Genomic DNA, 26,097 nt, shown 5'->3' on the forward strand with positions numbered 1-26,097 from the left:
CGGCGGGCCGGGGACCACCCCGGCCCGCCCACCCGGAGAGGAACTCCTCCATGCCCAGTAGCGATGCGCCGCAGCACCCCACGGCGGTACATCAGATCCTTCAGCACGCCCACGCTCGCCTCGTCGCCTGTGTGAACGGGGAAGAACCACCGCTCACCCAGCTGCTGGCCCGCGCCGCGGACCACCTGTCCGCCGAGGAACGCGAACACCTGGGCCAGACCTCACTCGCCTGGGCCGTGGCGGAAGCCGCCTGCCAGCTCCTCACGCGGTGCCGGATTCCCATCGGCCCTGGTGACCCCAACGTGCCGTACTGCCTGAAGGAACTCGACCGATTGCCCCGAACAGCCCGCATCGGCCTGCTCACCGTGGCCATCCGCTACACCACACCCGATCCCACCACACTGCCCACCACCCGGATCCCAGCCCCCGACCGGCACAGAGCAGCCCGGGGCCGAATTACCGGGCCCTGCGCGTGCCCTTGCAACAGCGGCGGCTTCTGCCACGGCTGCGGTCACGGGGGCTGCGGAGGACGACGATGAACCAACATGCCACGAGGGGGGGACACCGAGGCGCCGGCGTGGCATCCCCGCGACGTCAATGACATCGAACCCGAAAGCGATGAGCGGCACGCCGATGTCGCTGGTATGTGCAGTCCTCGCGCGTTGCGTGAGGAAGGAGGAGTTGGCCAAGACCGGGCCGTGATCGGACGACGCAAAAGGCCCTGGGGCGGAGCATCCCTTGAAACGGGGTGCTCCGCCCCAGGGCCTTTTGGCGCCTACTCGGTGCTCGCCGGAGTGGCTTCGGCTCGTCGGTAGGTGCGCGGCTGGTCGCTCACCTGCTCGGCAATGCCCTGCTTCACCAATGTGACCAGGGCGTTGGCGATGGCGCCCGAGGACTTCTCGATGACTCGGCTGATCTTGGTGGCGGTGAATGCCTCGCCGGGGTGGGCTGCGAGGTGGTCGGTGACCAGCTGCCGCAGTGCTCCGGGCACGAGCCGCTTCTTCTCACCCGTCGTTGTGGCCACTGATACCGACGTTGCCTTCTGCACAGAACCCTTTTGAGGGGCAGGGGCCTCTTCGGTGACGGGGGCGTTGTCGCTGCCCTCACTCTCCGCGATGGCCTGCCTTTTGGTGCTCTGGGTGTCCTGCGGTGTGTCGGGCGCCTGGCCGGTGGCGGGATCCGTGATCTCGTCGTCCGGCGCGATAGGGGTGATCGGTGCGGTCTCGTCGGCCGTAGTGTTCTCGCTGGTCGTGTCGCCGGTTGCGGGATCCGGTGTGTCGGCGGCGGAGCGGTCCGGCTGGGCGTTCCCTTGTGCCTGAGCGGTCTCGTCGTCGCTGCCGGTCTCGTTGGTGTGTGCGGGGTTCCAGCGGTCGGGGGTGCGGCGGGGGCCGTCGTGACCGCCGGGGGTACGTACGGCCAGACCGTGTTCTTCCAGGGTGACCAGGGCCTTTCCGGCGGTGGAGCGGCCTACGCCTGCGGCGAGGGCGAGTTCGGCGACGGTGGCCGGTTGGGTGAGGCTGGTCAGTTCGGTGTAGATCGCGGCGGGCGCTCCGGTCAGCCCGGTCTGTTGCTCAGGGGCCGGTACGGCGTGGAGCCTGCGACCGCTGTCGGATGTGGTGTGGGACATGGGGAGCCTCGATTCCGTGAAGATGTTGGGTGGTTGAGGTCCCCGGCCGGGGTGCGGCCCGTGTGTGCGGGCCGCGGGTGTTCGATTGGGCGCGTGCGCAGCGCGTTTCTCCCGTAGGAACGTGGCCGTGGCGCGGGCGGGGTCACGTATCCGGAACCCGCTCGGTCCGTCGGCCACGACCATGGACGCTCGGACCGGGGTGGGAAGTCAAGCGGCCGATCGATCGCCGATCGGACCAGACCAGAGGGGTGCCACGGTCGCGGGCGGGTTGCGAGGTGAGAGGCGTGTGCCGATCTGCGAGGGCGCGTTGGAATGGTGGGTGCGTGCCCATCCGATCGTTCCTGGGACGGGGCGGATCATCCGGCTGGGTGCTGTGGGCTGGTGTGGCGGGCTTGCAGCCGGTCGTGGATCTGGCGGGCGCGGTTCGGTCCGATGCGCAGATCCGTGCGCAGCCGCCAGATGCTCACCGGTTGCCCGGTGGCGGCGTGGGCGGTGTCGTCCAGTGCGACGGCGCGTAGCCAAAGGTCCCTGTCTGCCGCCCCGTTGTGACCCAATAGCGGCCCGGGGGCCAGTGGGTGGGTGCGGGGCATGTCGTCGCCTGTGTGGGGCCTGCCGTGGCCCGTTCGGGTACCGACGTGTGTGTAGGCCGATGCTGGGTGCGGATCGGGGCTGCCTGATGGGGGTGGGGTGTTGACGGGTTGACGATCGGTGATGTTCGAGCCGATCGGTACCCCGGTCGGTCGGGGTGAGCTGGGCCGGTCGGTGGGATCGGCTGAGCTGGTCCGGTCCAGGAGGTCGGTGACGGTTCGTCGGTAGGCGGCGATCGTTTCCGTGAGGGCGATCAGGAGCAGGGCCGGGGTCAGGTGCAGCAGGACGGCTGCGGGATCGGCTTGGTGCGGCCAGCCGATCTGCCTGTCGGGCCACAGGCTATCCCACGTGTTCATCAGTGCGGCGGTGCAGCCGGCGCTCCAGCGCAGGGCGGTGGACCAGGCGGGTGGTCGGATGCCCAAGGATGCCAGGCGTGCGTCTACGTACAGGACGCCGGCGAGTGCGGTTCCGATCACGGGGTCGAGGAGTACCGCGATGGGCAGGGGTACGTCCCGGCTGGTGGCGAAGCGGGTGACGTTGACCGTGGTGAAGATGAGGGCGAGGATTCCGACGGCGCACAGTACTCGGGTCATCGATTTGAGCAGGCTGACGGCTTCGCGGGCGGCGATCTGTTTCACCGGGCATCCCCTCGCATTGCGGGCCTTGTTGCGCCCTGGAAGGACGGGGTGCGGGTGCGTGCGGGGCCTTCGCGGACGACTGCTCCCGTGTACGGGGCGTCGATGGCCTGGCCGTTGCCGGTGTAGAGCGAGACGTGCGTGATGCTGCCGGGGCCGGTGCCGAAGAACAGCAGGTCGCCCGGCATAAGTTGCGCGTGTTTCGGGAGGCGGGGACCGTGGTGGTACTGGTCCTGGGCTACTCGGGGGATCGTGATGCCTGCGGCACGGTAGGCGGCCTGGGTGAGTCCGGAGCAGTCGAAGCCCCCTTCGGATGGCCCATCACCGCCCCAGACGTATGGGGTGCCGAGCTGTGTGCGGGCGAAAGCAGCCGCCCGTGCGGCTGCGGAGTTCGGCGCGGGTGAGGAGGCGGCGTATGCGGATGCGATCTTCAGGACTTCGTCCACGTACGCGTCGCTGTGGTTGTAGTGCCAGATGGCGCGGCGCAGGTTACGGCCGTTCTTCGCGCCGTTCGCGCACAGGAGGCGGGCTGCGGCGTGGACGGCGTCGACCGGGTCCCAGGGGGTGGGCGGGTTCTTTCCGCCGGGTGGTACGGGATGTGCGTACGCCTTGAATGTGGAGGGGAGGAACTGCATTGGCCCGACCGCGCCCGCTGACGACAGCATGGTCGGGTGCCTCCCGTGGTCGGTCTCGATCTTCCCGATCGCCGCCAGGATTGTCCATGACAGGCTGGGGCACTCGGGCGCGGCGCGTTGGTAGAGGGCGAGCATGTGGGGCGGGATGTCGGTGAGTGCGTGTTTGCTTGGCGTGGCCGACACGCTGCTGCCGGGGAGGATGCTGCCGATCAGGGTGGCGATGATGAGCGCGGCGAGTAATGGCAGGGCCAGGACGGCGCAGCCGATACCGGAGAGCGTCTTGGTGATCAGTGAACTCATGCGTCGTTACCGGGTGGGGGCGGGAGCGGTGGGACGGGGAGGGTGAGGGGGGTGTCGGCATCGGTTGGTTCCAGCCCGGCGGCTGGGCCGAGGTGGGGCCAGCGGGCAGCGAGGTTGGTGAGGGTCGTGCGTCGTGTGTCGCCGGGCTGGAGGGGGCTCCACCATGGACCCTGCGGCGTGGAGGTGGTGAAGTCCGCGGATGAGGACGCGATGTTCAGGCCGAGTTCGCGCGCGGGAGTGGCAAGGCGGCGGCGAATGGCCTGGTCACGGGAGTGGGTGCGGCTGTGGATGAGCAGAGCTGGCCGAGTGTTTGTAGACGTGCTGAAGGCCGCGTAGCCCGCGAGTTTCGCCTCGACACGGGAGAGGGGCTGGCTGCCGGTGTCGTATTCGAGGAAGAACGGCAGCACGTGGTCGCCTCCCCGCCATTGGGCGTAGGCGTCGGGGCGGACGATGTCGCCCCATCGGCGGGCGCAGGAACGTTCGGAGAGCCACACGGTCAGCCCGGTGTCCGGGGTGGTGCGGGCTTGGGCGGCAAGGTGGGTGAGGAGTTCGTTGACGCCGAGGTCGTGTCCGAGGGATGGGGAGTAGGCGATGCGGCCGGTGTGGCTCGGGCGCCAGCCGAGGTGGGCGAGGTCGCATCCGGCGTGGGCGGCGAGGAGGGCGGCGCCGGCGGGGCCGAGGGTGTAGTGCTCGGGGGCCGAACCCGTCTGTGTCAGAGGCCGGAAGGAGTCGAGGACGGAATTCCGGTGAAGAGAGCGCAATCGACGTTGGGCGGAGCGGGGTGACGTGTAGGCAAGGTGGGCGATCTGGTGAGTGGTCAGGACTCGGTGTTCGTGGAGCATTCGTGCCAGCCACATGTCGCGGTCTGTGAGGATGCGGGTGAGCGCAGCCACGTCGGTGTGCCGGGCGGGTCTGGGGCGGGTGGTGGCGGCGCGGGCTGTGTAGCGGGAGCCGGGGCCGTGAGCGGGGCGCGGGAGTGAGGGCATGACAGATCACCACCAGGCGTGGGGAGGAGGCGTGTGCCGGGCGTCAGGGGCGGGTTGCGGTACGGACGGCGGCCGCGGCGCGCAGGTCTTTCGCGCGGCCGGGTACGGGGTGGGGCAGGGGGCGGGTGGTGAGGGTGAAGGCGGCGGCTTCCGCGCCGCTGGTCAGGAGATGGGCGGCGGCTTGGTAGGGGCCGAGGTGGGCGAGGTCGTGCGCGGCCAGCGTGGGCAGGGTGTGGCGCTCCAGCGCGTTGCCGTCCTCGGGTGAGGTGTTGAAGAGGATTTTGTTGCGGGCGTTCGCGGAGATTCCTTCACGCAGATCGCGCGGGAGCTGGGCGAGGTGCTGGTGTGCCAGCAGCATGGACAGGCGATAGCCGCGTGCTTCGGCGAGCATGTCCTCCAGCGGGTAGGGCAGCGTGAGGAAGTTGTGCGCCTCGTCGATGCTCAGTGTGGAGTCGATCCGCTGGTGCTCAGGTGTGCGGGCGCGGGCGGAGGCGGCTTGCCAGGTCCCGGCGACGATGAACGAGCCGAGCAGCCGGGCTGTTTCCTCTCCGAGCGCGCCTTTGGGGAGGCGGGCGAGGAGGATTCCGCCGTCGAGTACCTGGGTGAGGTCGAAGGTGGAGGGGCCGGCGGCGATGGCGCGGCGGGCAAAGTCGCGCAGCAGAAAGGCCCGCAGTTTGTTCATCACCGGGCCGACCACCGCGGCGCGGGAGGGTTCGGACATCGACTCGTACCAGGCCCAGAATCCCCGCAGAACAGGGTCTTTCAGTGCTGGAAGGATGCGCAGCCTGTAGGCACTTTCTCCGAGGAGCCGGGGGACGTCGGCGAGGGTGACGAGTTGGTGGGTGTGGTCGCGGTGTTTGAGGAGGGTCAGGCAGGCTGCCCTCATCACGTCGTCGGTTCTTGGTCCCCAGAAGGCGGTGAAGATGCGGCGGAAGATGCCGGTGATGTTGTCGACGACGACATCGATGTCTTTGCCGTCCAGGACGTTCAGGCAGGGCGGTGTGTGCGGGTCGTCGGGGTCGATCAGGACGAGGCGGTCCGCGCAGGTGTCGGGGAGGCGGTCGAGGAGGTCGGTGACGAGGTCGCCCTTCGGGTCGATGACGATGACGCCGCGGTGGTGGCGTACGTCGTCGAGGACGAGGTTGGCGATCAGGGTGGACTTGCCGGACCCGGTCGCGCCCATGACGTGGAGGTGGTGGCGGGCGTCGGCGACCGTCACGCCGACGTGTCGGCGGGCCCCTGTGTCGGAGCGGCCCAGGGGTTTGACGCCGTTGCCGGGCGCCGGTTCGGGCACCGTGGGCGGTGGCAGGACGGAGCGGGCTCCGGCCCGCCGCAGGCCGGGAGCGTCGGGGTCCACCGGGAGGTGGGCGATGGCGGCGAGTTCTGGAACCGACAGCAGCGCGGAGAGGGCCGGGAAGTGCCGGGTATCCAGCCGGTGTTCGGGATGGCTCAGGCGGGTACGGGCCAGATAGTTGCGGTCGGCGTACAGCCCGAACGCGGACGCCAGGGCGTGCGCACGGCCTCGCATTGTGTCCTGGGCGCGTTCCGTTTCCGGGGAGCAGGCGGCGGCGTAGGTGAGAACGCACTGCCACTGAGAACCGGAGAGTTTCGCGACGGCCTGTCGTACGGCGGCGCCGTGTTCGGGATCCTGTTTGCCGGCCGTGGTGGGCTGAGCACGGTGGAGGAGCAGCGCGGCCAGGGCGGGAAGCCGTGCGGGACTCTGTCCGGCCTTCAGCCGCCGGGCCTGGCGGCGTGCTCGGCGCAGCGCCCTGCCTGTGGCGGGGCGGGCGAGGATCTGTACGCACGCGGACTCGTTCTCTGCCATGCCGGTGGCCGCCTGCAGCAGCGCGCGCAGCGGGTCGGTCGTATGGTCGGTCCGCAGCGGCATGATGCCGGGGCGTGCTGGACGCAGCCGCCCCGCAGCGACCGTATGTCCGGCCGGGAGCAGCGTCCTGGGCTCGGTGAGGCGGGTGTGGGCGCCGGGCCAGGCGGCCTCCACCGCCCGTCGCACCAGGCCCAGCGGCACCGTGCCCGGCACCCACAGGCGGATGCGCAGCCCGGTGTGGGACCAGGTGTATTCGAAGGCGAGGTGCGGCTGACCGGTGGTGATACGGCGCCACCACGGACGCAGCAGCCCCGCCAGTTGGGCCCACAGGACCTCGCCGCCCTTGGGCGCGACGTGGGGCGGCGCGAGGATCTCCACGCAGCGAGCACCATCAGCGAGGCGTCGCTGCTGCGCGAGGTGTAGCTGATGCCTCACCGCGTAGCCGGTGAACACGGCGATCGCCGCGCAGGCGGCGAGGACGAGCACATGCGCACCGAGCCAGTCGACACCCCCGTCGCTGACCGTGGTCCAGAAACCGCCTGGGTCGGTGAGGAAATCCACCAGCGGCCCGTCCGGCTGAACGGCGGCCGGCGATACGTCCGCCGTCACGACTCCCACCCTTCATCGCCGCCCTGGGGTTCATCGATGTATGAGCCATTGGCGTCGGGGTCCTCGTCTCCCTGGTGCTGGGCAGCGAGCTCCCACGGGTCCGTAGTGATCACTTCGTGCTCGCCGGGCGCGGCGACGCTGATCAAGGCGACCTTGTGGCGGCGGTCCCCGGTCAGCAGCAGCGCCTCACCGCGGGTCGCTGAGAGCAGGAATTCCCGTTCACCGTGACAGAGACGGAAGTTCTCGGCGATGGTGTCAATGGCCTGCGGGGCCTGGCGGAGCAGGATCTGTGTGGCGGCGTTGGAGACGATGGCCCGGCCGAGTGGGGAGGCGAGGACGTCGTCGGCGTCCGGGGTAACCAGAGCGAGCCCCGTCCAGTATTTGCGGGCGGCCTTGGCCATGCGGAACAGGAAACGGGCACCGGCTCCCTCTTGCATCAACAGCCATGCCTCATCCACCACCACCAAATGCCGGCCATTGCCGACGCGGTGGGTGACCTGCCGCCAGATCGCGTCCAGAGCGAGCAGCATCGCCGGGGCCTTGACCTCTTCCGGAAGCTGCCGCAGGGCGAACACCACCAGATGCGCCGAAGCGGATGTGGTGCTTTGGCCGTTGAACAACTGGGCATGCGAGCCCGTGATGAACGGGGCGAGCCGGTTGGCGATATCGGCTGCTGCCTCGCTTCCGTCGTCGGTCAGAATGGCCGCCAGATCGCCGAGCGCGGGCGGCGTGCGCTGCCAGGTACGGGGATCCGCGGTGATCCCGGCGCGCGTGTACGCGGTAGGGATCAACCTGTCCAAAAGGGTTTTCTCGGCTGCGGTTAGCTCGGTGCCGAGCAGGACGGCGAGGAACGTGTGCAGGAACAGCACCCGCCGCGTCAGAACGTCCTCCTCGCCGTCCGCTGTGGGTAGGTCGAAGGGGTTGAGGCATACGCCGTGGGCGCCGAGCGCAATGACGTGTCCGCCGACGGTTTCGGCGAGGCGTACGTACTCGTCCTCCGGGTCGATCACCGAAGCGGTCACCCCGGTGAACAGAAGCCGGAGCAGCTCAAGTTTGGTCAGGTAGGACTTGCCGGCGCCGGAACGGGCCAGGGCGATGGAGTTGTAGTTGTCCTGCGCGAAGCGGTCCCACACCACGGGAGCGCCGGAGACCGCGTTCAGCCCGTACAGCACCCCGGACGCCGTGCCCCCCTCGCCGGTGGTGATCGGCAGGTCAGGGCTGGTGAACGGGAAGCACGCGGCGAGCGCGGCGGTGTCGAAGGTACGCCGGATCTTGAGGGTGTCGATGCCGAGCGGAAGGGTGGCCAGCCAGCCCGGCAGAGCCCGGTAGGTGGTCGGTGCCACCGTCATCAGCAAAGACTCGGCGACCGCTCGGACAGCGGCGGCTTGCTCGGCAAGGGCGTCCTCGTCCGGGGCGTGCACGGTCAGATACAGGGCGACGTAGAAGAGTTTCCCCTCGCCGCGAGCGATGCGGTAGGCGAGTTCGGCGGCATCCGCAGCGGCTGCCTCCACCTCGGGATCATCCAGGTTCCCCTTGTCGAAACCGGTACGGCGGCCGGACTCCAGACGGGCCCGCTGCCTCTTCAGCCCGGCGGCGGCGACCGGGTTGGGGACAGGCTCGATGTGCAGGGCGATGTCGAGATGGCCGGGAAAGTTCAACAACGGGGCGAGCCAGCCAGGGGTGACCTCGGCTGGGTAGCCGGTGACCACCAGCGTGGTAGCCAGGTGCGCGCCGATGGCCAGGGCGCGCGCATGCACCTCGATGGCCTCGGGCCCGGCCACATCCAGCAGCCGGGCACCGTCGACGGCCGGTACGTCGGTAGCGGTGCGGTGGCGGCCGAAGAGGAACCGGGTCATGCGAGGTCACCTTCCGATCCGTCTTCGTGCGGGGTGGGTGTGTCTGGGTTGCAGGCCGCGCTGACCAGGTCTGCGCTCTGCTCGGCGTCAAGCGGGGTGACGGTGATCTCGGCAGCGGTGAGCGCACGGGCAGCCTCGGCCACTCGCTGGAGTGCCCGCCCCGCGCCCGCGTTGCGCCGCACACCGTGCGCCGCAGGTTCTTCGCGGGCGACCAGCACGATCTGCCGGCCGAGCAGGTTGCCGCCGGTGGCAAGGTCGGCGAGGAAGTCGGCATGCGCGCGGGCAGCCTGTTCCAGCGCCGGGTGCGGCAGCGCGGCGGCATCCTGCTGCAGGATGCCGGCGAGCGGTGCGAGGTCGATGCGGTGGCAACGCACCAGCAGTTGCGTCGGGCCGGTCAGGGAGTTGAGCCAGCGCGCGAACCCCGCGGCCAGGCCCTGCTGTTCGGCCGCTGAACGCAGCTCGAAGTTGACCGTGGAGCACGTCGCCAAAGCCGCCTTGCCCGCGCCGCGCAGATCGAGCACGCCACCTGTGGTGATGCCGTCGTACGGCATGTGCATCGCGGCCGGGGGCGGCCGGTCGGCCCCGGCCCATCTATCCGGGACGATGCCGGGCAGCGGCGGTACTCCTTCGGGGGCGTGCACCCGGCGTTTGGGCGTGCGGGCATGGGCGAGCGCAGCGAGCAGGAAACGGTCCAGGCCGATGCCGTCCCGCCGGCCGAGCGCGAGCGCGGCCACCGTACCGGCGAGCGGAATCACCAGGGCCGTATACGCGAGCGGCGCCATGAAAGGGCGCGTCGCCCACCAGCCGCCGTACAACACCATTGCGGCGACAGCGAGGATGGCCGTCTGCCGGGCCGTGAACGGTCCCAGGAGGCGGTCGGGGCGCGCGATGTCGGCGGGGATGCGAGTGGCGTACGGGGTGTCCGCCCTCTCGTCGGGCTGGGTCATGCGGGTTTACCTCCGGGGCGGTTCGAGGGGCAGTCGCAGCTGCATGGGGCGCGGCGGGCGTACGCGTACACGCGTGGCGGGAACGGGCAGGACCAGCTGACGAGCACGGGGCACCCGGGCGGGGCGAGGCGGTGACGGTGCGGTGGCCCTGACGGAGGCCGCCGCCTGGGGTAGGGCGGGAGTACGGTCGGCGCGGATCGGCAGCCACATCTGGGTGGACCTGGGCGACCGGGCTGGAGTGCGCCGGACGGCGACGGGGAGAGCCAGTTGCCGTGTCCGGCGAGCCTGGGCGGGATGGATCACGGCGCGAGGACCTCCCGGTGTACGGGCGAGGGAAGCGGCGCTCGGGGTGCGGAGGCGCGAGGAAGCCCGGCCCGGCCTTGGTACGGCGGCGCCACGAGCACCGGCTGCGGCGGGCGTGGACGCGGCGAGAACGGCGCCCACGCGGCGCCCATCCGGCGCGGCCGGGGCACCGGGGGTGGGCCGGCCCGCTCCTCCGGGGCGGCCCAGGGCAGCACGGCCACCGGCGAGCAGAACCCGGCCCCGCACATCCCCACCACGCCCTTGCCCGGCCGAGCGCGGACGACCGTGGCCACTCCCGCCTCTGCCTCCCGGCCCGCTCCGTCCCGGACGGACACCTCCGCCTCCCGGCCCGCTGCGGCCGGGACCGTATCCGGCACCTCCGCCACCGCCGCCGGGGCGGTGGCGGAGCAGGCTCATACCGGGCAGGTAGTGGTCCATGAGCCGGTACATCGCCAGGTGCTTGAGCATCCGCACGGCGGTGGGCGGGTGCGGGTTGTGCACGGGAGTCCCGCGCAGAACGACCTGGAGAGTCCAGCCGGGAATCTTGAACAGCACCCAGAACAGGGCGACTCCGGCGAGCATCGTGCCCAGCTGGTCGGATCTGGGGATGCCCAGGGTGGTGGCGCCGGGGGCGAAGAAGAGTTTCAGGGCGAGGACGAAGGCCATCGACTGGGCGACCTGGATGACCAGGCATCCGGCCAGCGCGCGCCACCACAGCCGGGCGACGGGATCGGTCAGCGGATGGGCGTGACACGCCAGCATCAAGGGCGCGGCGACGGCGATCAGCGCCAACACCGCGACACGCACCAGGAAGCCGATCAGCACGGCGAGGACCAGCGCGATCATCATGATCGCCAGAATCAGCAGATACAGCTTGAGACCCGGGGCGCCGAACAGGGCGAAGGGCAGGACGCGTTCGACCATGCCCTGCCCGGCGTCGGCCATGTCGGTGGCCATGATCGCGTGGGCGAGGGCGTTGGACAGGCTGATCGCCTTGCCCATCACGGTCAGGGAGGTGGCCGCCGCGGCCATCCCGAGCAGCAGGCGCGGGACGATCTGCTGCAGGGCGTAGCGGGTCTGGACGGTCTCGTAGCCCATGACCGTGATGCCGCCCGCGGTCACGAACAACACGTAGATCCCGGCCGTGATGCCCAGCATGGCGGTCCACAGCTTCTTGATGTCGGCATGCCGCGTGACATCGGGGGTGGCCAGCAGAGTATCGGCGAGGAACTCCCGGACCGGCTTCATGATCTGCTCGATCAGCATGCCGAGGAACGAGGTGATCGCGTTCACGATCACGCCCGGGATGTCGAGGAGGTCCCCGAAGCCGAAACCATCACCCCCGGGTTCGCAGGAGACGCCGCCTGCCTCGCACGCCGGGGGCGTAGGACGAGGGGTCGGCTCGGGGGATCGAGGCCGTTCCGGCTGCTGTCTGGGGAGGTCCGTCGCGGGGGTCGGGCCGGGGGCGGGAACAGGCTCCGGCTCCGGAGCCGCCGGTACTGAAGAAGCCTGGTCCGCAGTGTGCGCGGCGGCATACTGAGCGGACAGCGGAACCAGGGCGAAGAAGACCAGGAACAGCAGCTGTAACGCGCGGACCAGACGCCGCGTGCGGGTCACTGACCGCCCCCGCCGTCTCCCGTGCCTACGATGCCCTGCAGCACCGTCACGATCACGGGGGCCAGGAGCGCCAGCCCGTAGCCGATGGCCGCGGCCTTCAACGCCCTCTTGGCGGCCTCCACTTCCCCCGGATCGCCCCCGGCCATCAAGTAGCGCAGCCCGCCGAAGGTCAGAAACAGCGTGGCGAGCCCGGCAAGGAGACCGACAACCCAGTTCCGCAGATTCCTGATCACGGTCGGAATGTCCGAGACCGCCCACACGTATGACGCGTCCACCAGCACGATGAAGAGGACGCAGACGGCGGTCAAGCCGAACCGGGCCACCCATCGGCCCGCCAGGCCGACCAATGGCCGACGTGGCCGGCGGAGTCTTGTGAGCATGGCGGACGCACCTCCAGCGGGACACAGCAGGGCAGCAGGAGAAAGCGGAAAGGAGCGGAGAGAGAACGCGGACATGTCGCGCGTTGTCATGCACCCGAAGTGGGGTGAGCACCGATCCCTCGGCCCGGGGCCGTCCTCCTTACGTGAGCGACGGGCGGGAACAAGGCGGTACTCGGGTGTCAGCACGAGACGGAGGTGCTCACCCCACCTGGCAGCAAGAACCCGCCAGCGCAATGCTGTCGGGTCCTTGTCGGGCGGCTGCCTCCGGGTGCCTGGCATGCATCCGGCGGCAGCCGCTTACCCGTAATAGAGACTCACCGAGCGGAGATTGACATCCGCGGCCAGAGTGCCTCCGTACGGCTCAACTCACCGCTCGCGCAGCCGACCCGTCAGGTAGTCGGCCAGGTGCTGCTCCGCGGCGGCCCGGTGGCGGTAGAGCTGACGTGTACTCACCCCGCGCTCGATGGCAAGGCGCTGCACCGGCTCACCCTCCAGACGCGTACGGGCGATCAGCCGCGCCTCGTCGACATTCACGGCACGCGCTTGGACCGCGCGGGCCAGCACCGCGTACTCGTCCCCCTGCCCGGCGTCTTCAGCGACATCGGCGACGGCCGGCCAACCAGCTCCGACCGCAGAGACCGCGAGCTGTTCCAAGTGCGCCTGTGACGCCAGCGGTCCGGTCTCCCGTACTGCCTGGCGGCGCGCCGCGTACACCAGGCGGTGCACCGCCCGGTCGGCCGCCGCGAACAGTTCCCGGCCCACATCTGCGGTGTTCACGTCCACCGTGTGCAGTGCGGCGGCGACAGCGGCCAGGGCCTCCTGCTCCACCTCGGCGCGCTCCAGGTGAGCCGGACGCGCCAGACGGGCCAGCATCCGGCGCAGCACCGGCACGGCCATTGCGATGGCCACCGTGTCCCACGGCTGGCCGAGCCGCTGGGCACGGCGGACCACCTCACTCCAGGTCCGCTCGCGCAGCGCCGGAGCGGTGGCGGGGTGGGCGAGACAAGTACGCACCTGGTCGACAGGCAGGACGGGCTGCTCCGGCTCCTCGCAGACCAGATGCGCGGGCAGCGTGAGCGGCTGTCCCGCTGCGGTGAGCGCGAGGAAGGACTCCTCCAGCGCTTGAAGTGGGGAACGGCCCTCGGCGTACGGGCGGGCCGGGCGTCGGTCGGGACGGTGTGAGTCGTGCATGGCGCTGCTCCTTGTGGGGCGTGGCGGACAACGTCTGCCGCCACCCCTTTCACCGCCCAGTGCCACCGGCGGACCGGCCAAGCGCCAACGCCGCACCACCTCCGACCCCCTGGCGCGGCGTGTGCGATGACCCGTCACCGGCCCGCCCCACCTGGCCTGCACCGCCGCCACAACCGCCCCATCGGCTGTCGAACACAAAGAAATTTCCCGCCACGCCCTCCGGCGCGTGATGGTGCCCGTGCGGGTGGCCCGGCAGTGGCTCGCAGGTGGCCCGGCACTGGCCCGGTGGCCTGATGACCTGCACAAAGGCAGCCAGCTGCAAGGAGTTCAACCTGGACGCGGTGCCCGCGCCGCTCCCGCCTCACTGACGGTTCGAACACTCCGGGCGGCCATGGCAATCCGGCCCGGCCGCTTCCCTATTACTTCACGTCAGCACAAGAGGGATCCGATCCCCGCATACCGGGCGCCACCCGCCGATGCCCAACACACCATCCCGAGACCGAGGCACCGCTCGCCCCCAGACCACAGGCTCGCTGCCGATCACCGTCTGGTTCCCCGCCCCTTACCAGCCCAACGCCGTGCCCGCCCCGGGCAGAGTGCTGCCCGACTGGGCGATCGAGAAGATCCACGCAGAGTTCACCCACCGCCCCGGCCACCTTCCCACCCCCCTGCTCACCCTCTCCATCGGGGACACCGAGCCGGGCATGGACGCCCGCACCCCCTGCACAACGCACACCGACACCGCCGACGGAACAATGGACAGGCCAGCGGTGTTGCTCGCCGAACTCCACCCCGATGCCCTGCCCGTCGGCCCCCTGACACCAGCCGCAAGCGAGATGCCCGGGGCGATGGAGAACGGCTGGCCCGGCTTCTTCCACCGCGCCCACCGCCTCATGCCCGCCGACGGACTGCTCCTCCTCGCCACCCGCCAGCACCGCGACGCCGGAGGACTCACCGACCCCCTCGGCTCACTCATCGCCTGCGCACGCACCGCCGGCTTCCGCTACCTCCAGCACATCGTCATCGCCCACACCCACCCCGCCGAAGACCGCCTCGTACCCAACCCGCCCACCGACGCCGCCCCCGGAGTCACGCACAGCGACCTCATCGTCCTCACCGCGATCCACCACGTCTGAAGGATCGAGGAGTTCACTGTGCCCTCACCCGTCTCGGTCTGGAACACCGCCCCCACCTCCGCCCCCAACCAGCGCAAAGGCCGCTACGTCCCCGGCTCCGCCGCCCACCCCGCCAAAATGCTCCCGGCCATCGCCGCCCACGCCATTCGCACCTACACCCGCTCCGGCGACCTCGTCCTCGACCCGATGTGCGGCATCGGCACCACCCTCGTCGAAGCGATTCACCTCGGCCGCTGCGCACTCGGCATCGAATACGAACAGAAATGGGCCCGCCTCGCCCGCCTCAACGCCGTCTCCGCCGGCCACGAAGGCGGCACCGGATCAGGCGCTGTCCACTGCGGCGACGCCCGCCGGCTCACCCACCTCATGCCCGCCACCCTGCACGGCGCGGTGGACCTCGTGATCACCTCACCCCCGTACGGATCCAGCGTCCACGGCCAAGTCCGCTCCACCCGCGAAACCGGCACACCCGGAGTGGTCAAGAAACACTTCCGCTACGGCCACGACCCCGCCAACCTCGCCCACGTCTCCACCGACCGGCTCCTCGACGCCTTCACCGAAATCCTCACCCAGTGCCGCATCATGCTCCGCCCCGGCGGCACCGCCGTCGTCACAACCCGTCCCTGGCGCGAACGCGGCGAACTCATCGACCTGCCCTCCGCCGTCCTCGCCGCCGGAAGAGCCGCCGGACTCACCCCCACCGAACGCTGCGCCGCCCTCCTCGCCGGCATCCGCGACAGCAGGCTCATCGCCCGCCCCTCCTTCTTCCAGATGAAGAACGTCCGCGACGCCCGCCGCCAAGGCATCCCCCTCTCCGTGGTCCAGCACGAAGACGTACTGATCTTCACCCGACCCGGCACCGGCGCGAACTCAAACACACTCAACCTCGCCACACACGACACGCGGAACGAGGTCCCGTACCGCCGGGCAGCGGGCAACCTCGACTCCCCTCCACTCCCGCACCTGCATCCGAAAGGCCGCCCGTGACGGCCACTGAGCCCGCCATCGGCAGCCTCTTCTCAGGAGTCGGCGGCCTGGACCTCGGCGTCACGGCAGCTCTCGGCGGACACGCCACCTGGCACGCCGAGACCGATCCCCACGCCACCCAGGTACTCGCCCGGCACTGGCCCCAGACCCCCAATCTGGGAGACGTACAAGCCATCGACTGGCACCGAGTCGAACCGGTGTGCGTCCTCACGGCAGGATTCCCCTGCCAGGATCTTTCTGTCGCCGGACCGCGCATCGGGCTGGGCAGCGGCACACGCTCCGGCCTGTGGCGGCACGTCGTGACCGCCATCGATGCCCTCAACCCCTGTCTGGTGGTGATCGAGAATGTCCGCGGCCTGCTCTCCACCCGAGCCGGAACCCACGCCCTTCGCCACCTGGAACCCTGCACGCGGTGTGTGGGAGACACCCCCGCTCAACCCCGTATGCGGTCACTGGGCGTGCTACTCGCGGACCTGGCCGCCCTCGGGTACGACGCGAACTGGACGTGCGTACGCGCCTCTGACGTCGGAGCCCCGCACCAACGGGCGAGAGTCTTTCTCACCGCCTGGCCCGCAGCGCCCGGCCAGCGAACCGTTGTTGAAGACCCCGACATCGAACCTGGGCAGCAACGGCGGCTCCCAGCACCCTGCCAAACGGAAGGCCGGAGGCCACGGACCCACCTTGGCAGACGAGATCGAACACCTCCTGCCCACACCGAAGGCCAGCGACGGCACGAAGGGCTCACCGAAACAGAAGCACGGCGACGGCAGCCCCACCCTGGCCTCCACCGCGGCCACGCTTGCTGCTCGCTCCACACCGACCGAGGCATCCACAGGGCAGCAACCCGCCCCACCGCAGCACTCCGATACACACAAGACTCTAGGCCGCAGTCCCACACCGGCGGACCAAACCAAGCACCTACTGCCCACCCCGACCTCGGCGGACGGGAACGACGGAGCCGGCACGAGCCCGAAACGCCAAGGCGGCATGAACCTGCGAACAGCCGTAACTCACCTGCCCACTGGTGGGGCCACTACCTGCCCGCCATCCGACGATGGGAACACGTCACCCAACGCCCCGCACCCATGCCCACCCAGCCCGGCACACGGCGGCTCTCGGCCGCATTCGTCGAATGGATGATGTCGCTCCCCAAGGGCTGGGTCACCGCCACCGAAGGCTTGTCCCGCGCCACCCAACTCCGCCTCCTCGGCAACAGCGTCGTTCCCCAGCAAGCCGCTCATGCCCTCGGCGTCCTGCTCCCCGACGGCATCCCGTCCCATGCCCCGCCCGTGCTCCGGCACAGAGGTTGTTCGGGTTAGAAGCCCTGACCACCTCACCCCACCTCAACCTGGCGGCAACAGTCGAGATCGAGCCCGCGAAGAGACGGCGAAGAAAGAGCGGCAAAAGTCGGGGACCCGGTGCGGGCGCTCCACCGGGTCCGCACCGCTCGGCTGCACTGTTCGCCCGGCCTGGCCGAACCCGCACCCGTCCCGACCCGAGTGCAGAGGAGACCGCCGATGAGTGGTGACGACACACCACCGGTGTACGAACGTGTCTGCCCGATCGCCCCGCCATCCACCCGGCCGCATGCCTGCTTCCCTACCGGAAAGGACGCGAACTGATGGCCACGATGCGTCAAGCCGCCTCCCTGGAAGCGGTCCTGACCGGAACCGGAACCGGAACCGCCACACCGCTGAAACAGCCCCCCTCCCGGCCCCCACGCCGCACGCCATCGACGACGCCCACTTCCCACCCCTGCGCCAAACTCGTCACCGACTCCGTGAGCGAGCCGAAATGTCTCTCCCGCCCGGACGAGCCATCGCCCACGGCCGGGACGGCGCTCGAAACAGCCCCAGCGGTCATCCCGGATCGCCAGCCGGGCGGCGGGGGAGAGGAGGCGCTGCGTCTCTACACCGCCGACCAGGCGGCCCAGCTGCTCCAGATCCCGGTGTCCTGGCTGCGGAAGAAGGCCACGGCCCACGCGGTGCCGCATACGAGGATCGGCCGTCATCTCCGCTTCTCTGCCAGTGACCTGAAGTCCATCATCCGTACCGGAGCCCAGGCTTCCCACAGCGGTTGAAAGGTCTTGCCGTCACGGCCCTGCCGGGCTTGCGCTCTTCACCGAGCGGGAGCGTCCATGGACCCGGCCCACCACCCCCCGCCCCGTCGGGGGTTACGCGGCCCTGTCCCATCCACTGTCTGATCTTCACGGAGGCATTGCCATGGCCTGGGTTGAACGACGAGGCACGCGCTGGCGTGTCCGCTACTGGAACGAGAACGGCACAGCCGCTACCGCCGCCACCTTCGACAACGAGACCGAAGCACGCACCCACGCCGACACTCTCACCACGACCACCAAAGCCACCGCGGATGCCACCTCCGCGGTCCCGCCCGAAGCACCTTCCTGCCCGCTGCCGCCCGCCACGGCGTCCAGCGATCCGCTCCCGGAGCCAGACACCTGGACGGGCCCGCGCCCCGTGCGGCAGGAAACCTTCGAGGCGTGGGCCCTGCGCTGGTGGGAAACGATCGAGGTCGGCCCCAACACGGCCGCCGGCTACCGCAGCCTCTTCGACAACCACCTCCGCCCCCGCTGGGGCCACCTCCAGCTGAACGACATCACCCCCACCGCCGTTACCCTGTGGTTCAAACAGCTCCGCGACACCTACAAGCCCACCACCGTCGCCGCGATCGGCAAGCTCTTCTCCCTCATCCTCTCCGCTGCCGTACGGGAGCGCCTGATCCCCGCCAACCCCGTCCGCATCCCCCGCTCCCGAGGCCGCATCCGCCGCGACGAAATCGCCTGGGCCGACGAACACCAGGTCCTGGCCATCGCCCGCCGCAGCACCCACCTCGGCAACACCAACCTTGGCCTGCTGATCATCACCGCCGCCTACACCGGCATGCGCTGGGGCGAACTCGCCGCCCTGCGCCGCGACGCTGTCACCGCCGACGCCACCGCCCTGATCGTCCACCCCGACCACGGCGCACTCCACGAGATCAACGGCCACCACTCCTACGGCCCGCCCAAGACCGCAGCCTCCGACCGCACCATCACCCTCCCACCCTTCCTCACCGACCTCATCACCCAGAACCTGCGCTCCCACCAGCGCGACCACGTCTTCACCACCGTCACCGGCCGCCTCCTGCGACGCTCGGTCATGCAACGCCGCTACTGGGCCCCCGCCGTGAACGGCACCACCCTCACTGACAACACCGTCTGGAAACCGATCAAGCCCGGCCTGACCTTCCACGGCCTACGTCACTCCCACAAGACCTGGCTCATCGAAGACGGCATCCCAGACGTCGCCCAGGCCCGCCGCCTCGGCCACACGCTCCCCAACCAGATCGACGACATCTACTCCCACGTCGCCACCAAACTCAACGACCGCATCCTCGAAGCCCTCGAAAGCCGCTGGCACCGCTCTGTGGAGGCAGCCCGGCGAATGTGACGCACAGCCCGGCGCCCCGGCTGAACGCAGAGCGTCGCCATCTGATCCGCCCCCGCCGGGGTGAGTGCGGTTGCTCCGCAAAAGCGGTGGAACGGATCTTCACACACTCCAGATGAGTCGGTCGGACCGCGGCAAGGAATGCGCGGTCCGCCGTGGTGGCCCGCATATTGTCGATCTGCCGCTGCAGGGCGGACAACTGGTGACGCAGCGTCAGTATCTCGATTTCCTTGTCCACGTCGCTCATCGGCAGCATTCGCATGAGAGCGAACACGATCGAGACGGCGCGGTAGGGCAGTCTCAACAGCACGATCGACCAGCTTGACACGCCCACCAGGCGATCACCGCCGTTCGCGAGAATCTACACGGCGCAGGCTATAAATGGGGTCTTCGACACCCACAAGGACAGTCCGGTGGCGTTGAGCCGAGATGCGGGGGCGGACGGCCGGGGGAGCGGCGGCGCCTGGCTACCCGAGGCCAAACAGATCCGAGCCGAGCATCTCCCGTCCCGCCTTGACGAGATCCTCCCATAGCCTGCCCGGCCAGGCCGTGCGCGGTCCGCAGCCCACTGTGGACATCGTTCCGTTCGGCCTCCTCCAGGGTGATGAGCCGCTGTGTCTCGGTGGCGCCGACATCACGCAGGGCGGCGTTCAGTTGCTCATGCAGCGGCTCGCGCATCCCAGTCGGCTGCGTCCAGATGTGCTGTCACCAGTCCATTCAGTATCAAACGGGCCGCCGTCTGTGACGGGTGCGGAAGCCCGTCGGGGTCGCGAGAGATGACTACCGTATTGAACGCTTCGCCCGAGGCCTGTGCTCCGTGCGTCAAGCCGCCGTTCGTAGCGCCCGCAACGCACGTACTGCACATGGGTGGCTCGCCCGAAATGCGCTTGGGGGCGGCTGACCTACGTAAACTTCCACATGTTTTTGGTTCCACATGTTTCCACGATGCACCATGTGGAGTGCGTTGCCATCCTTGAACCGGTCGCAAAGGGCGCCTGACCTGCTGTTTCGTGCGTTGCGGGCGATATCTTGACGCTGGAATGACGCTCGTTTTGATGGGGTGTCAGGCGAACTGTTGGGCAGGTCAGGCCCTTTTCGTTGGTGTATATCGATGGGGCGAGGGCGGGCGACGTTCTGCGCGGAGCGGCTGGTTCTTGGTGATCACTTGTCCCGGAAGAGACCAGCCAATTCCGTGACCTGCTGCTATGTGCGACGGAGGGGGTCCTGACCTGTATGAATGACCTTTTGACTGTTTCGCACTCATGCTGCTTGATACGGCTGGAAGTCCCAGAAAAGTCCCAGGAGATTCCAACCGTCTGCGGCCACTCTTTCGGCTTTATACGGAGTAGGGGGCTGGCGTGTGGGATGGTGACGGTGCGTCGATGGTCCGCCTTTGAGTGAACGCATCGTGTGCTTCTCCAACGGCTCGCGGTCGGGGAAGATGCCGCGACCTGGACGCCGGGGGACTGGCGGTCGGCCTGTGCCCTGCGTGAATGCGGGCTCTGGCATTCAGCAGGCGTCTCGCTGGCGCCCTGGTGATAAGGCCGGGGGAGGACGAGTACGGCGGTGGTCTCGTTCGTCCCCGTCCGCCACGCGGAGGTGATGCCAGTGCCGGCCAGCCGGGTCAGCCGCTGTCGCTGTTCGCCGGGGTGCGTTCTGCGGGCCACGGCGGTCTGGAACTGCCCGGTGTGGGGACGGCTCAGGGTGTCGGCGGTGAGGAGGTGTCCCGTGGCGTTGTCGTCGCGGAGCAGTGTGTCGATGTCCGTGTGGCGCTGTGACTGCCCCTGGCGTGCGCGGGTCGACGCCGAGCGCGGCGGAGAGTTCGCTCAGGGCGCGCATTACGCGTCGGCCTGGCTGAGGCGGGCCAGGACGGCGGCCTCGCCGCTCGGTGCCATCGGGGCGGTGAAGTCCTCCCAGACGAACCGCAGACCCGTTCTTATGGCGTCGGGGACAGCGGATGCCGGTACGTTCTGTTCGGCTCTGCGGCGGCCGAGCGCGTGTGCTTTCTCCCGGCCGAGTTCGGCGATGCCCGCAAGATGCTGATAGGGGGGCGAGGTTCTCGCGTGATGCCTCGACGATGTCCGGCTCCGCAGCCACGACAACGGAGTTGAGCTTCGGTGTCCGCTCCACGATGCGCTGGACGAGGATCTTTGCGAGGGTTTCGACGTGCAGCAAGGGCGCTTTGCTGCAGGCGGTGAGTGCCGGCTAGGGCTTCGTCGCGGCGGCCGGAGCGTCCACTCGTTCCGGCCGGTGTTCATCGTTCACCGCGTGCACGCCTTGTTCCCGTCGTCCCTGGTGATCTTGTGATGGCCGCGGACCGCCCGCCGAGTTGACGCCGCGGTCCCTGCCCCGCGGCGGCAGGCGCCGTCTCAGGCGGTGCGGGCCAGTGTGGTGTCCAGCCAGTCGAACATCGTCTGGTGGGCGCGGCCCATCGCACCCATATGGCAGTGCTCGCCGGCGCCCTCGGCCTCGGTGAGGGTGACCAAGGTCGTGGCTGCGTTGCTGAGGGCCTTCTGCACTTCGTCCGGCTGTCCTTTGAGGAACTGGTCGTTCTCCGCATCCATGATCAGTGTGGGTGCGGTGATCTCGTCCGCGATCCCGTTCAGGGTGTAGGCGCGGGTCTTGCGGACCAGATCCGCGTAGGAGGTGGTGCCCATGGCCCATGCCCCGTTGCGCAGCGCCCAGCGGATCTGGGTGCTGGTCCGGGTGAGCAGGTGCAATACGGGGTCGGCGACGTCGTCCCGCTCCTCGTCGATCCAGCCGGCCAGGGCGGGCGGCAGGACGCCGGCGAACGCCTGGTGGAAGTCGTGGATGCCGTCGTCGAGGATCAGCGCCGCGACACGGTGCTCGAACGCCGCGGCGCGCGCGACGAGGTAGCCGCCGAGGCTGTAGCCGAACAGCACGATCCGTGAAGTGTCGACCTCGGGACGGCCGACGGCGAAGTCGAGGACGGGAGTCACCACGGCTTCCCAGTCCGGCCGGAACACGAGCTTCTGACCGCGCAGGACGGAGCCCTGGCCGGGCCCGTCGTAGGCGAGGACGTTGTATCCGCGCCGGAGCGCCGCCGCGGCGACGGCGAAGTACGCCTCCTCCAGCGTGGAGTCGTAGCCGCTGGTGTACACCACGGTCGGGCGCGGAGTGCCGGAGCCGTCGGCGAGGAAGAGGTATCCGGGCAGGTAGGTGTCCTGGTAGGGGATCCGCACGGCCTCCACCGGGGCGTCCAGCAACTCGGCCGCCGCGGCGAAGGTGTCGTGGGAGAGCGCCGACAGCCGGGCGACCTCGGGATCGTCGGCAGGGTTCTCCCGGAGGAAGAACTCGGCCGTGCGGTAGTAGTTCGAGGCCCGCAGCAGGGCCTCGCGCGCACTGACCCGGTGGCCGGCTGCACGGGCGGCTTCACCGATGGTCTGCACGCGCTCGGCTGTCGCCTTCCACTCCCGGTGCCAGCTCGATTCGTCGCCCTCCGTGATGGCGCGTGCGGTCACGAGGATCTCGCCCAGATCGGCCCCGCCGTAGTTGGCGAAGCCCGCCGCACGCAGGGTCTCGAAGGAGAACGACTCGTCATCGAAGAGGAACTTCATTATGACCCTCACAGTCGAGACGGATCCGTTCCGTCTCGGCATCTACCTTAGGAGATACCCAGCCGAGACGCAACCGTTCCGTTCCGTGTAGGGTGAGGGAATGGACAGCACTGCCGAAACGGCCTCACGGCGCCGCCCCGGTGGCCCGGTACTCCAGGACGAGGTCACCGACGCTCTGCGTACGGCCTACTTCCAGGAACTCGCCGCCGTTGGCTACGGCAAGCTGTCGCTGGAGGCGATCGCCCGCCGGGCGGGTACCGGCAAGGCGGCCATCTACCGCCGCTGGGCCTCGAAACAGGCGATGACCGTGGAACTGGTCTCGCGGGTCGCCGTCGAAGCCGTGGGCGTGCCCGACACGGGCAGTCTCCTCGGCGATGTGACCGGCTTCGTCCGCGACTCGCTGACCGTGCTGAGCAACCCGCTCGTCTCTCGCATCGGCCCTGACCTGCTGGCCGAGGTCGCCCGAAACGGCGAACTCGCCGAAACACTGTTGGCCCGCGTCCGTGACGCACGCCGCGAGAGTGCCGCACAGATCATTCACAGGGGCGTCGAACGCGGGGAATTGCCCGCCGACACGGACATCGAACTCAATCTGGACTTTCTCGCGGGTCCCGTCTACTGGCGCTCGGTCGTCATCAGGACCCCAGTGGACGAGGGCTACGTCGACCGGGTCGCGGCCAAGATCGTCGCGGCTATGGAGGCGTGAGGCGGGCCCTCCCCCTCGTACCAGCCGCGCTGCGCCAGCCCTTACCTACCTGTTCCCCCCTGGTCCTGCCTGCCCGCGCCTGCCACTGGTCCTGTCCTGAACCAGACGGCCAGGGTGTTCAGCAGGGAAGCGGCGTTGGGCAGGTCGAGGCCCGGCCTCAGTGAGATTCGGGATTCCGTGACGGGACATGCCGTGGGTTCCTGTCCCTAGAACGAGACACCGGATACGCCTCGGGGCGGCACGGCCGGGGGCCGTGCGCGCTCTGTGTACAGCGACAGGGTGTCCGCGATGTCGGTGTACGGGACGCTGATGCCGACCCGACCGCCGGAGACCTCCGGCGCGCGAAACCGCATTCGACGCCCGGAGCGGACGGCCTGACCTCCCGGGCGGGCTCGACGGCGAGCGGTCCTTACGGATGCCCGTACAGCGTGGCAGTGGCAGTTCGGCGGAGGAATGCTTCGGCGCGGTCCCATGACCACACGTTTTCGACCACGAGCGTGCGCCAGGTGGAGGGGCCGAACCAGAACCACAGAAAGTCGGCCGTCTCCTGCGGGGTGCAGCAGGGTGAGGGAGTCAGGGTGTGGAGGTGGTGAGCGGCGGTGGTGAGCGCGTCCCGGTAGACCGACGTGGCGCGCTGCCAGAGAGTTTCACCGTTCTCGTGGACCGGCAGTGCCTTGCGGATGGCCTCGTGCACCAGGAAGTGCGCCTCGTTGCCGGCGCGCGTGCCGCGGGCGAGGATGTCCAGGACCGCTTCCGGCCTCCGGTGATCCAGCAGTTGCGCAACGGCCTGCTCGTGACCGGACGTGGTCACGCCTTCATGGACGATCCTGTCCAGGATGTCGCCCTTGCTGCCGACGCTCGCGAACACCGTCTTGGCGGAGACGCCGGCGGCGGATGCGATGTCCGCGATCGTCACCAGGCCGTATCCGCGCTCCGCGAACAGCTCGGTGGCCTGCTGAAGGATCTGCTCGCGGGTTCGTGCCGCCGCCTGTTCACGCAAGGGGGAGGCATAGGAGCGCTTGGAGGGCATGGCCTCATCCTATGCGAGTACATCGAGTTCCTAATCATTAGGTACTGTGTCACCTCAATTGGGCTCCGCGCACTGCGGAGCGCAGGCGACGAGAGGTGCCACCGATCATGGAAACGGACGCTGCCCACGTAGCGGAGAAGCTCTTCCGCATCCTTGAGGCCGGGGACGCGAGGCTGGCCGCCGAAGTGGTCTCCGAGGACTTCCGCAACCGAGAGGCAGCCGTGGGACCCTCGGCCTGCTCACGTCCGGGACCTGCGGGTGTGCTCGCCTCCGGGGCGTGGATGCGTACAGCCTTCAGCAAGCTGCGCTTCCCGATCACGGAGACGGCCTGTAACGACCGGCAGGTCTGGGTCCGGCTGCGCATGCAAGGACGCCACACAGGAACCTTCGTGCGGTTCCGTGACGGCAGCCCCGACCAGGCCATACCGCCGACAGGGCGCGAGATCGACTTCGAGCAGATCCACGTCCTTGATCTGCGCGACGGCAAGGTGGTCCGCCATGAGGCCGTGCGCGACGACATCGCCATGCTGGGACAGCTGGGAGTCTTCCCGCCGGCACCGGTGACCGCACTGCGCATGATTGCCTGGAAGGTGACCGGACGCGCCGCCCGCGCTGCCGCCCGCGTCACGACGCAGGCGGCCGAGGCAGCCGCTGTGGTGGAGCGGGGCCGCTGATCGGGGCGTCCCCCGGACGGTGGCCGACCGATGGCCGTCGCGAGCGGTTGCCAGTGGGCCGCACCGTCGACCCGGCCGGGCACGAAGAGCGCGGGAGCCGTGCCCTCCCCGGCGTTGCGGACCACCACGCCTTCCATCGAGGTTCTCTGCCGGCCGGGTCTGCATGCGGTCCCGGCGGTCCCGATCGCCACCCGCGGCCAGCGCCTGGAGGCAGACAGGCTGCCGTCAGTCACAGGGCTGATGGCGAAAGCCCGGCGGACCCCCATGGGAGCGACGACACGGGGCAACTCCTCGCGGTCCAGCGGCGAGAGCCCGTAGCTGTCGCTTGGAGCCCGCAGCCTAACCATCGCCGCCGGAACACATTCACAGCTCTGCGACGGTGGAGTGTCGGGTAACGGGGTCAGGTCGCGACGTTTCGCAGCGCGGCGGCGAGGGTTCGGAGGTCCATGCCGACCAGGTGGTCGAGGAAGTGGCGACGCACCGCGGTCAGATGGGTGGGCCAGGCCTCCTCCAGGCGGGCGAAGCCGGTCTCGGTGAGGGTGGCACGCCAACTGCGGCCGTCCTGTTCGCACTGCACCCGTCGGATGAAACCCTGGCTCTCCAGGCGGTGTGCGATGCGGGTCATGCCGCTGAGTGACATCTCGCAGGCGTCGGCGAGATCACTCATGCGCAGTTGGCGGTCCGGTGCCTCGGACAGGTGCATCAGTGTCAGGTACTCCGTAGCGGACATCCGCTGCTCACGGGTCATATCGGCGTCGAGCGCGCGTGAGAGGGCATAGATGAGGCGCGGAAGTGAGCGGACAACCGCCTCTTCGTCCGTTGTGAGTGGTCGCACCGCGTCGGCGTCCGGCGTCGGTTTCGGCGTCATGGAAGGCATCACCTCGTTCTCTGGCAGGTCAAGGAAGGGGTCTGCCGGGCGGCGCGGCCACTCCTGCGGTCTCCGCCACGCTGACACCACGAGATGTCCCCTTACGAGTTTACTTGACGAAGCAATCACTCGGCATTTAAATTGCTTGTCGAAGCAACTGTCCCGGGCGTGTG

At 69.4% G+C, this 26,097-nt stretch carries 23 protein-coding genes; 9 read left to right on the forward strand and 14 right to left on the reverse strand.

Annotation, left to right across the window (positions count from 1 at the left end; all coding sequences use genetic code 11):
- Positions 1-50: 50 nt before the first annotated feature.
- Positions 51-539, forward strand: a complete 489-nt coding sequence (locus M1203_RS09130; protein ID WP_249949027.1) for a hypothetical protein — start codon at positions 51-53, stop codon at positions 537-539.
- A 236-nt stretch (positions 540-775) separates the two neighbouring features.
- Here M1203_RS09130 and M1203_RS09135 read toward each other — a convergent pair whose 3' ends face one another.
- The 10 genes from M1203_RS09135 to M1203_RS09180 form a co-directional block, all read right to left on the reverse strand.
- Complete coding sequence (locus M1203_RS09135; protein WP_249949028.1) at positions 776-1,627, reverse strand: helix-turn-helix domain-containing protein; 852 nt, start codon at positions 1,625-1,627, stop codon at positions 776-778.
- Positions 1,628-1,983: 356 nt separating this feature from the next.
- Positions 1,984-2,853 carry an extensin gene (locus M1203_RS09140; RefSeq protein WP_249949029.1) on the reverse strand — a complete coding sequence of 290 codons (870 nt, stop codon included), beginning with the start codon at positions 2,851-2,853 and terminating at the stop codon, positions 1,984-1,986.
- Positions 2,850-3,785 carry a bifunctional lytic transglycosylase/C40 family peptidase gene (locus tag M1203_RS09145; protein ID WP_249949030.1) on the reverse strand — a complete coding sequence of 312 codons (936 nt, stop codon included), beginning with the start codon at positions 3,783-3,785 and terminating at the stop codon, positions 2,850-2,852. Before M1203_RS09145 ends, M1203_RS09140 begins: the two co-directional genes overlap by 4 nt.
- Positions 3,782-4,771 carry a replication-relaxation family protein gene (locus M1203_RS09150; RefSeq protein WP_249949031.1) on the reverse strand — a complete coding sequence of 330 codons (990 nt, stop codon included), beginning with the start codon at positions 4,769-4,771 and terminating at the stop codon, positions 3,782-3,784. Before M1203_RS09150 ends, M1203_RS09145 begins: the two co-directional genes overlap by 4 nt.
- A 43-nt stretch (positions 4,772-4,814) precedes the next feature.
- Complete coding sequence (locus M1203_RS09155) at positions 4,815-7,205, reverse strand: helicase HerA domain-containing protein (protein WP_249949032.1); 2,391 nt, start codon at positions 7,203-7,205, stop codon at positions 4,815-4,817.
- Complete coding sequence (locus M1203_RS09160) at positions 7,202-9,061, reverse strand: VirB4 family type IV secretion system protein (protein ID WP_249949033.1); 1,860 nt, start codon at positions 9,059-9,061, stop codon at positions 7,202-7,204. The genes M1203_RS09155 and M1203_RS09160 overlap by 4 nt, the downstream gene beginning before the upstream one ends.
- Positions 9,058-10,008 (reverse strand): PrgI family protein, encoded by a 951-nt coding sequence (locus tag M1203_RS09165; protein ID WP_249949034.1) that lies wholly within the window; start codon positions 10,006-10,008, stop codon positions 9,058-9,060. Before M1203_RS09165 ends, M1203_RS09160 begins: the two co-directional genes overlap by 4 nt.
- 6 nt (positions 10,009-10,014) lie before the next feature.
- A complete protein-coding gene (locus M1203_RS09170; protein ID WP_249949035.1) occupies positions 10,015-11,610 on the reverse strand; it encodes a hypothetical protein in 1,596 nt (531 codons plus the stop codon).
- A gap of 314 nt (positions 11,611-11,924) precedes the next feature.
- On the reverse strand, positions 11,925-12,308 hold the full coding sequence (locus M1203_RS09175) for a pilin (RefSeq protein ID WP_249949036.1): 384 nt from the start codon (positions 12,306-12,308) through the stop codon (positions 11,925-11,927).
- Between the two features lie 366 nt (positions 12,309-12,674).
- Positions 12,675-13,499: a hypothetical protein gene (locus tag M1203_RS09180; RefSeq protein WP_249949037.1), complete on the reverse strand. Its 825-nt coding sequence runs from the start codon at positions 13,497-13,499 to the stop codon at positions 12,675-12,677.
- Between the two features lie 476 nt (positions 13,500-13,975).
- Between M1203_RS09180 and M1203_RS09185 the strand changes: the two genes are divergently transcribed.
- The 6 genes from M1203_RS09185 (at position 13,976) to M1203_RS09210 (ending at position 20,846) form a co-directional block, all read left to right on the forward strand.
- On the forward strand, positions 13,976-14,635 hold the full coding sequence (locus tag M1203_RS09185; RefSeq protein ID WP_249949038.1) for a hypothetical protein: 660 nt from the start codon (positions 13,976-13,978) through the stop codon (positions 14,633-14,635).
- 18 nt (positions 14,636-14,653) lie between these two features.
- Entirely contained in the window at positions 14,654-15,622 is a 969-nt protein-coding gene (locus M1203_RS09190; protein WP_249949039.1) for a TRM11 family methyltransferase, read from the forward strand.
- The gene (dcm, locus tag M1203_RS09195; protein ID WP_249949040.1) at positions 15,619-16,941 is read left to right on the forward strand and encodes a DNA (cytosine-5-)-methyltransferase; all 1,323 of its coding nucleotides are present in this window, start codon (positions 15,619-15,621) and stop codon (positions 16,939-16,941) included. Before M1203_RS09190 ends, dcm begins: the two co-directional genes overlap by 4 nt.
- Positions 16,942-17,243: 302 nt before the next feature.
- Positions 17,244-17,702, forward strand: coding sequence for a helix-turn-helix domain-containing protein (locus M1203_RS09200; RefSeq protein ID WP_249949041.1), 459 nt, complete (start codon positions 17,244-17,246; stop codon positions 17,700-17,702).
- Between the two features lie 142 nt (positions 17,703-17,844).
- On the forward strand, positions 17,845-19,071 hold the full coding sequence (locus M1203_RS09205; RefSeq protein ID WP_249949042.1) for a site-specific integrase: 1,227 nt from the start codon (positions 17,845-17,847) through the stop codon (positions 19,069-19,071).
- A 1,490-nt stretch (positions 19,072-20,561) separates the two neighbouring features.
- Positions 20,562-20,846 carry a hypothetical protein gene (locus tag M1203_RS09210; RefSeq protein WP_249949043.1) on the forward strand — a complete coding sequence of 95 codons (285 nt, stop codon included), beginning with the start codon at positions 20,562-20,564 and terminating at the stop codon, positions 20,844-20,846.
- Between the two features lie 60 nt (positions 20,847-20,906).
- Here M1203_RS09210 and M1203_RS09215 read toward each other — a convergent pair whose 3' ends face one another.
- Both M1203_RS09215 and M1203_RS09220 read right to left on the reverse strand, forming a co-directional pair.
- Positions 20,907-21,170, reverse strand: coding sequence for a hypothetical protein (locus tag M1203_RS09215; protein ID WP_249949044.1), 264 nt, complete (start codon positions 21,168-21,170; stop codon positions 20,907-20,909).
- 267 nt (positions 21,171-21,437) lie between these two features.
- Positions 21,438-22,658 (reverse strand): alpha/beta fold hydrolase, encoded by a 1,221-nt coding sequence (locus M1203_RS09220; RefSeq protein ID WP_249949045.1) that lies wholly within the window; start codon positions 22,656-22,658, stop codon positions 21,438-21,440.
- Positions 22,659-22,746: 88 nt separating this feature from the next.
- Here M1203_RS09220 and M1203_RS09225 point away from each other — a divergent pair, with 88 nt between their 5' ends.
- Entirely contained in the window at positions 22,747-23,352 is a 606-nt protein-coding gene (locus tag M1203_RS09225) for a TetR/AcrR family transcriptional regulator (protein ID WP_249949046.1), read from the forward strand.
- A gap of 409 nt (positions 23,353-23,761) precedes the next feature.
- On the opposite strand, the gene M1203_RS09230 is transcribed toward M1203_RS09225, so the two are convergent.
- Entirely contained in the window at positions 23,762-24,382 is a 621-nt protein-coding gene (locus M1203_RS09230; RefSeq protein ID WP_249949047.1) for a TetR/AcrR family transcriptional regulator, read from the reverse strand.
- 107 nt (positions 24,383-24,489) lie between these two features.
- On the opposite strand from M1203_RS09230, the gene M1203_RS09235 reads away from it, so the two are divergent.
- Complete coding sequence (locus tag M1203_RS09235; protein ID WP_249949048.1) at positions 24,490-25,056, forward strand: ester cyclase; 567 nt, start codon at positions 24,490-24,492, stop codon at positions 25,054-25,056.
- Between the two features lie 400 nt (positions 25,057-25,456).
- Here M1203_RS09235 and M1203_RS09240 read toward each other — a convergent pair whose 3' ends face one another.
- Positions 25,457-25,924, reverse strand: coding sequence for a MarR family winged helix-turn-helix transcriptional regulator (locus M1203_RS09240; protein WP_249949049.1), 468 nt, complete (start codon positions 25,922-25,924; stop codon positions 25,457-25,459).
- Positions 25,925-26,097 lie beyond the last annotated feature (173 nt).

Source organism: Streptomyces sp. 35G-GA-8 (genome assembly GCF_023534745.1).
In the GTDB taxonomy this organism is placed as follows: Bacteria; Actinomycetota; Actinomycetes; order Streptomycetales; family Streptomycetaceae; genus Streptomyces.